This is a genomic window from Streptomyces europaeiscabiei (assembly GCF_001550375.1).
GTDB classification, from domain to species: Bacteria; Actinomycetota; Actinomycetes; order Streptomycetales; family Streptomycetaceae; genus Streptomyces; species Streptomyces europaeiscabiei.
In genome coordinates this window covers 1-6520 of the sequence record NZ_LRTR01000327.1, presented here as the reverse complement: position 1 = coordinate 6520, position 6520 = coordinate 1, and the positions used below count along the sequence as shown (strand labels likewise).

General features: G+C 72.4%; 5 protein-coding genes and 1 pseudogene. 2 read left to right on the top strand and 4 right to left on the bottom strand.

Annotated elements, in window-relative coordinates:
- From AWZ10_RS47720 to AWZ10_RS15980, 3 genes and pseudogenes are all read right to left on the bottom strand, one after another.
- A pseudogene (locus tag AWZ10_RS47720) lies at positions 1-181 on the bottom strand (hypothetical protein); the annotation flags it as partial.
- Positions 182-284: 103 nt separating this feature from the next.
- On the bottom strand, positions 285-1145 hold the full coding sequence (locus AWZ10_RS15985) for a MurR/RpiR family transcriptional regulator (RefSeq protein ID WP_046708340.1): 861 nt from the start codon (positions 1143-1145) through the stop codon (positions 285-287).
- The gene (locus AWZ10_RS15980; RefSeq protein WP_205576527.1) at positions 1142-2737 is read right to left on the bottom strand and encodes an aromatic amino acid ammonia-lyase; all 1596 of its coding nucleotides are present in this window, start codon (positions 2735-2737) and stop codon (positions 1142-1144) included. The genes AWZ10_RS15985 and AWZ10_RS15980 overlap by 4 nt, the downstream gene beginning before the upstream one ends.
- 324 nt (positions 2738-3061) lie before the next feature.
- Here AWZ10_RS15980 and AWZ10_RS15975 point away from each other — a divergent pair, with 324 nt between their 5' ends.
- Complete coding sequence (locus tag AWZ10_RS15975) at positions 3062-3499, top strand: hypothetical protein (RefSeq protein WP_078935664.1); 438 nt, start codon at positions 3062-3064, stop codon at positions 3497-3499.
- A 458-nt stretch (positions 3500-3957) separates the two neighbouring features.
- Here AWZ10_RS15975 and AWZ10_RS15970 read toward each other — a convergent pair whose 3' ends face one another.
- A complete protein-coding gene (locus tag AWZ10_RS15970) occupies positions 3958-5352 on the bottom strand; it encodes a cystathionine beta-synthase (RefSeq protein WP_046708512.1) in 1395 nt (464 codons plus the stop codon).
- A 159-nt stretch (positions 5353-5511) separates the two neighbouring features.
- Between AWZ10_RS15970 and AWZ10_RS15965 the strand changes: the two genes are divergently transcribed.
- On the top strand, positions 5512-6520 hold a 1009-nt coding region (locus tag AWZ10_RS15965; protein WP_208618507.1), incomplete at its 3' end, for an SGNH/GDSL hydrolase family protein.

The following is a 6520-nucleotide window of genomic DNA, read 5'->3' as shown; positions in this document are numbered from 1 at the left end:
CCACCGCGCCGGCGGCGACGAGGAACAGCACGGCCCCGGCCAGCACCCCGATCCGCCGCCCGGTCAGCCCCGGGAGCAGGACTCCGACCCCCGCCGCGACCACTCCCAGCCACCACGACGGGGCCGCCCCGGCCCGCACCACCACGGCCACCCGAGCAAGCCCCTGCCCTCCGCGCGCCACTCTCCCCGCCTCCTGTGGTCCCAGGTGTACGACAGTCGCGGGCACGATAGCCAGCGAACGTGAAACGCGCCTGAGAATCGGGAACCCCACCCGACCGGAAGGGCTACTCCACGAACAGGCTCCGCTGCGCGGCCTTCGCGTCGAACTCCTCCAGGCGGGCCTGGGCCTCCGGCAGGTCGTCGCACATGGCCTCCAGGAGCACCCGGCCCAGCAGCATCGGGGCGCAGGCGGTGTCGAAGGCGAGCCCGGTGCCGACGGCTGCGGGCAGCAGCAGGTCGGAGACCTTGGCGACGGGTGCGAAGGCGGAGTCGGCGACGGTGACGACGAACAGCCCCGCCTCCTTGGCGTACGCCAGGGCTTCGACGACCTCGCGCGGATGCCGGGGCAGCGCGAAGCAGAGCAGGGCGGTCGCGCCCGCCCGTACGGCCGCGTCGACGCGGTCGTGGAGCATGCTGCCGCCCTCGTGCAGCAGCCGTACGTCGGGGTGGACCTTGGCGGCGAAGTAGGCGAAGCCGTACGCCTGGGAGGCCGCGGCCCGCAGTCCGAGCACCGGCAGCGGGCGGGAGGCGGCCAGCAGTCGCCCGGCCCGTGCCACCGGGCCGGGATCGGCGAGCACCTCGGCCAGATGCCGCAGGTTCTCGATCTCGGCCTCGACGGCCTGCTGGTACTCGTTGTACGCGGTGGTGTCCGGGGCCGGCTCGGCGGGCGCGACGTCCCGCAGATGCCGGCGCAGCGCCGGGTAGCCGTCGAAGCCCAGCGCCACCGCGAAGCGCGTCACGGACGGCTGGCTGACCCCGGCCAGCTCCGCCAGCTCCACGCTCGACAGGAACGGCACGTCGGCCGCCCGCCGCACCATGCTGTGGGCGATGCGCCGCTGCGTGGGCGTCAGCCGGTGCCCCTCGAAGAGCGCCTGCAGCCGCGCGGCGGGACTGTCCGTCACGCCCGTGCCCTTGTCCGCGCTCATGACGCGCTCCCCCTTGGCGGGTCCGTCCGGACGTCCGTCCAGATCTCGGTGAACCGATCGAGCAGTACGGCCGCCGCGTTCACGTCGGCCGTCAGCGGCCGGTCGGCCGGGTCCGCGTCGAGCACGGTCTCGGCCAGTTCCAGCGCCCGCCCGACGGGCAGTTCCGGATCCGGCCGCAGGTCCCGCTGGCGCAGGGCCCTTACCGCGGCGACGAGTTCGCAGCCGACGACGAGCCGGTACGCGCCGCACGCGCGCAGCGTCTGCCGTGCGGCGAGCGAGGCGAAGCTGGCCTGTTCCTCGACGCCCCGGGAGAGTACAGCGTGACCGAGCGACGCGGGCGCGGAGAAGGCCCGCAGGTCACCGAGGGCGGCCCCGGCGGCGTACTCCAGGATCATCACGCCCGACGAGGCGGGCTCGTGGTCGGCGAGGAAGGGGCGCAGCCGGGTGTACGCGGGCTCGTTGAGCGAGGAGAGCCTGGACGTCGACAGCCGGGCCACCTGCGTCACGGCGAGTCTGAAGTGGTCCAGGGCGAGGGCGAGTTGTGCCTGGTAGAAGCCGCCGTGGTGGTAGGCGGCCAGGTCCTCGGGGCAGATCAGCGGATTCTCCGCCGCCGCGTTGATCTCGACCTCCAGGACGCCCTCCAGCGCGTCCGCCGCGTCCAGCGCCGGCCCGTGGATCTGCGGCAGGCACCGGAAGCCGTACGGGTCCTGGATCCGGCCCAGCGGGGGCGTGGGCCGGTCGGCCGCCCCGATCAACTCCCTCATCCGCCGGGCCACTTCGCTCGACCCCCGGTGGGCGCGCGCGAGGTGCACGGGCGCCGCGTACGCCTCGTGCGAGCCGTCCACGGCGAGCAGTGACAGTGCGGCGACGACCTGGGTGGCAGCGATCAGCCCGCGCAACTCGTGGAGCGCGAGCGCGGCCTGTCCGAGGGTGAGCGCGTTGCTGCTGATCAGTGCGAGGGCGTCGTTGTTGTCGAGCGGCTGCGCCTCGGGGACACCGGAGCCGGACGCGAACCCTGCCCCGGCCTCCCCTCCCGCTCCCGGCCCTCGCCAGGGGTGCTCCCCCGCCAACGCCAGCCCCATCTGGGCCAGCGCCGCGATGTCGCCCGTCCCGACCGACCCGAACTCGTTCACCACGGGGTACGCGCCGCTCTCCAGCGCCTCGCAGAGCGCCGTGACCACGCTCGGCCGGAGTCCGGCACCGCCCGCGAGCAGCTGGTTGGCGCGTACGGCGAGCATGGCCCGTACCTGCCGGGCGGGCAGCTCCTCCCCGATGGCCCCGGCGTGGCTGCGCAGCAGCCGCAGACCGTGCTCGGCGGCCGCCTCGGTGGGCACGTCCTCGCTGCGGTTGGCGCCGACGCCTGTGGAGCGGCCGTACACGCGTCCGGTCGCCGCGATCTGGCGGGCCGCGTCCCAGGACTCCTCGACCCGCCGCATCGCCTCGCTGCCGGGCACGGGCCGCGCGGTCCCGTCTGCCAGCCGTACGACATCGGCGACACCGACGGCATGCCCGTCGAGGACGACGAGACCGGCCGGAACGGCCGCCACGGCGACGGCGGGGGCGTCCGACGCGCCCACGATCCGAGAGGACATCACCCGCAGCCTCCAGCCCCGAGCAGACACCGAATATTCAGACACCGAGAACTCTGCATGAGGTTATACAGGCGGGGCAAGAGATGCCGGTGAGAGCGGTCGCCGGAAATGCTTCCTCAACGGGTGTCCGTTCGCCGCCGCTGCACGAGAAGCGGGCGTTGGTCCGGCCGACGCTCGGCTCAGCGGTCTCGGCCGACGCCCGGCTCAGCGGTCTCGGCCGGCGCAACCGACGGGCGGGCGTGCGGGAGAACCAGTGGGGCAACAGGGGGGCTAACCCCAGTGTCAAGCGGCCCCCGGCTCCCTACCGTGAACGGCATGACCGGTATGGATGCCCGTGACGCACAGCTCGGGGACCCCGAGCTGAAGAAGGAACTCGCCGCCACCCTGCACGCCCGCAGAGAGCTGGGCGAGGACTACGAGTCCGCGCTCGTCGAGTCGTTCCTGGAGAAGGTCGACCAGCGCATCGACGGCGCGGTGGACCGCCGGGTCCGGCGTCAGGTCGCCGAGCAGCAGATGGTGGTGGCCCGTGGCAGCCGTTCCCCCAAGTCCAGCGACACCTGGGGCGAACGCTACGGCTTCGGCGTCGTCTCCCTCGTCGTCGCCATCCCTCTCTCCGGCATCGGTGGCGGCGTGGCCGAACTCCCCGGCCTCTTCGTCACCTGGGCGGGCATCGTGGGCGTGAACATGGCGTGGGCCCTGCGCGGTTCCTCGGCCCTGCGCCGACGCGGGGGCAAGAGCGGGGACTCGGGCTGGGAAGAGTGACTCGTCCTTCGGCGACGAGCACCGCACCCATCGATCGAGGAACCACGACGGCGACCGGCCATGTCCGCGAGAGCGGCGGCGGTTCAGCCGCAAGAGGAAGGGCTATGCGCGGGGACCGCCGCACCCCCGTGTGAAGGGGGGCGGGACGACGGCGGTCCCCGCGAGGGACGCGGGCCGGGTCAGGACCGGGCTTACGCGTCCTTGGCGTCCATGGAGGTCCGGGAGCCGCTCCGGAGGTCCTTGGCGCCGTTTTGGTCGTCGGCCGGGGCGGGGAGCCGCTCCCGCCCTGCCGACACCCACTAATCTGCCCGACCCGTGTTAAGCGAGTGCTGCGCGGACGTGACGCGCTCGTACCACTTTTGCGAAGTCAAACGCGCGCCTCAGGCAAACTTTCGACGCGGAGAGCCCTTTGCGGGTATTCGTCCCCCCGACCGGCGCTCTCACCGCATCCGGTGCTCCTACTGCTTCACGCCGCCCTTGGCGAGGAACGCGAGCAGGTCCTGCCGGCTGACGACACCCTTCGGCTTGCCCTCGACCAGCACGATCGCCGCGTCCGCCGTACCGAGCACGGACATCAGGTCGGCGACGGGCTCACCGGAGCCGACCTGCGGCAGCGGCGACGACATGTGCTTCTCCAGCGGATCGTCGAGCGAGGCGCGCTGGGTGAACAGGGCGTCCAGCAGCTCCCGTTCGACGACGGACCCGACCACCTCGGCGGCCATGACGTCCGGGTGCCCGGCGCCCGGCTTCACGATCGGCATCTGCGAGACGCCGTACTCCCGCAGCACCTCGATCGCCTGACCGACCGTCTCGTCCGGGTGCATGTGGACGAGGGAGGGGATGGCGCCGTGCTCCTTGTCGTTGAGGACGTCAGCGACGCGCGCGCTCGGCCCCTCGTCCTCCAGGAAGCCGTAGTCGGCCATCCACTCGTCGTTGAAGATCTTGCTGAGGTAGCCGCGCCCGCTGTCGGGCAGCAGGACGACGACCACATCGTCCGGGCCGAGCCGCTCGGCGACCCTCAGCGCGGCGACGACGGCCATGCCGCAGGAGCCGCCCACGAGCAGGCCCTCCTCCTTGGCGAGGCGCCGGGTCATCTGGAAGGAGTCCTTGTCGGACACCGCGATGATCTCGTCGGCGACGGTCCGGTCGTAGGCGGTCGGCCAGAAGTCCTCACCGACGCCCTCGACGAGGTACGGCCGCCCGGAGCCGCCGGAGTACACGGACCCCTCGGGGTCGGCGCCGACGACCTGGACCCGGCCGTCACTGGCGTCCTTCAGGTAGCGGCCGGTGCCGGAGATGGTCCCGCCGGTCCCCACGCCCGCCACGAAGTGCGTGATCCGCCCGTCCGTCTGCTCCCACAGCTCAGGGCCGGTCGAGTGGTAGTGGGAGAGCGGGTTGTGGGGGTTGGAGTACTGGTCGGGCTTCCAGGCACCGGGCGTCTCACGGACCAGCCGGTCGGAGACGTTGTAGTACGAGTCGGGGTGCTCGGGGTCGACGGCGGTCGGGCAGACGACGACCTCGGCCCCGTAGGCCCGGAGCACGTTGATCTTGTCGGTGCTCACCTTGTCGGGGCACACGAAGATGCACTTGTACCCCTTCTGCTGGGCCACGATGGCGAGCCCCACCCCCGTGTTTCCGCTGGTGGGCTCGACGATCGTGCCGCCGGGCTGCAGTTCACCGCTCTTCTCCGCCGCCTCGATCATGCGCAGCGCGATGCGGTCCTTCACGGAACCGCCGGGATTGAAGTACTCGACCTTGGCCAGGACGGTCGCCCGAATGCCCTCGGTCACGCTGTTGAGCCTCAGCAGCGGGGTGTTGCCGACGAGGCTGATCATCGAGTCGTGGAATTGCACCGTTGTCTCCGGAGCTGCAAAAAGGGATGTCGTATTGTTCCGCCAGCCTAAGCCCCCGCTCTCACTCTTCTCCTCCCTGTTCACCTCCCGTCGGGATTGGCCGAGGGCCGGTACGGGGCAATGAGTGGGTGTACGGCTAGAAGGAGGTGGCGGCGACGTATGTCGAGCATGTCTAGGGCGAGGGTGGCCCGGCGCATCGCGGCGGGCGCGGCTTACGGCGGTGGTGGCATCGGACTGGTGGGTGCGGCCGCCGTGGGTGTGCTGCTGGCCGAGGTGCGGATGGCCAAGCGGGTGGTGGGCAACGGACACAGCCCGCATCCGCCGAGCGCGGAGGGCCTCTACGGCCGCGGGTACGGCAGTCGGTACGGCCGTGCGTACAGCTCGTACGGCAATACGTACGACGCCCCCGACGATCCCCCGCTCCGGCTCGTCATGCTCGGCGACTCCACGGCCGCCGGCCAGGGCGTCCACCGGGCCCGGCAGACGCCGGGCGCCCTCATCGCCTCCGGGCTCGCCGCGGTGGCCGAGCGCCCGGTGCGGTTGCGGAACGTCGCGCTGCCGGGCGCCCAGTCGGACGACCTCGACCGGCAGGTGGTGCTGGTTCTGGAGGATCCGGTCCAGGTCCCCGACGTCTGCGTGATCATGATCGGCGCGAACGACGTGACCCACCGGATGCCCCCGACCCGCTCGGTGCGCCACCTCTCGGCGGCCGTACGGCGTCTGCGGACCGCCGGGGCAGAGGTGGTGGTGGGCACCTGTCCCGACCTCGGCACGATCGAGCCCGTGCAGCAACCGTTGCGCTGGCTCGCCCGCCGCGCCTCCCGTCAACTGGCGGCCGCCCAGACGATCGGAACCGTCGAACAGGGCGGCCGCACCGTGTCGCTGGGCGACCTCCTCGGCCCCGAGTTCGAACAGAACCCCCGCGAGCTGTTCGGCCCCGACAACTACCACCCCTCCGCGGAGGGGTACGCGACCGCGGCGATGGCGCTCCTGCCGACGGTCTGCGCGGCGCTCGGCCTCTGGCCGGAGGAGGAGCGGCCGGATGTCAGCCGCCGCGAGGGTTTCCTGCCGGTGGCCCGCGCGGCCGCCGAGGCCGCGTCCGAGGCCGGCACCGAGGTGACGGCCGCGATGCCTACGGGGCCGCGTGGGCCCTGGGCCCTGCTCAAGC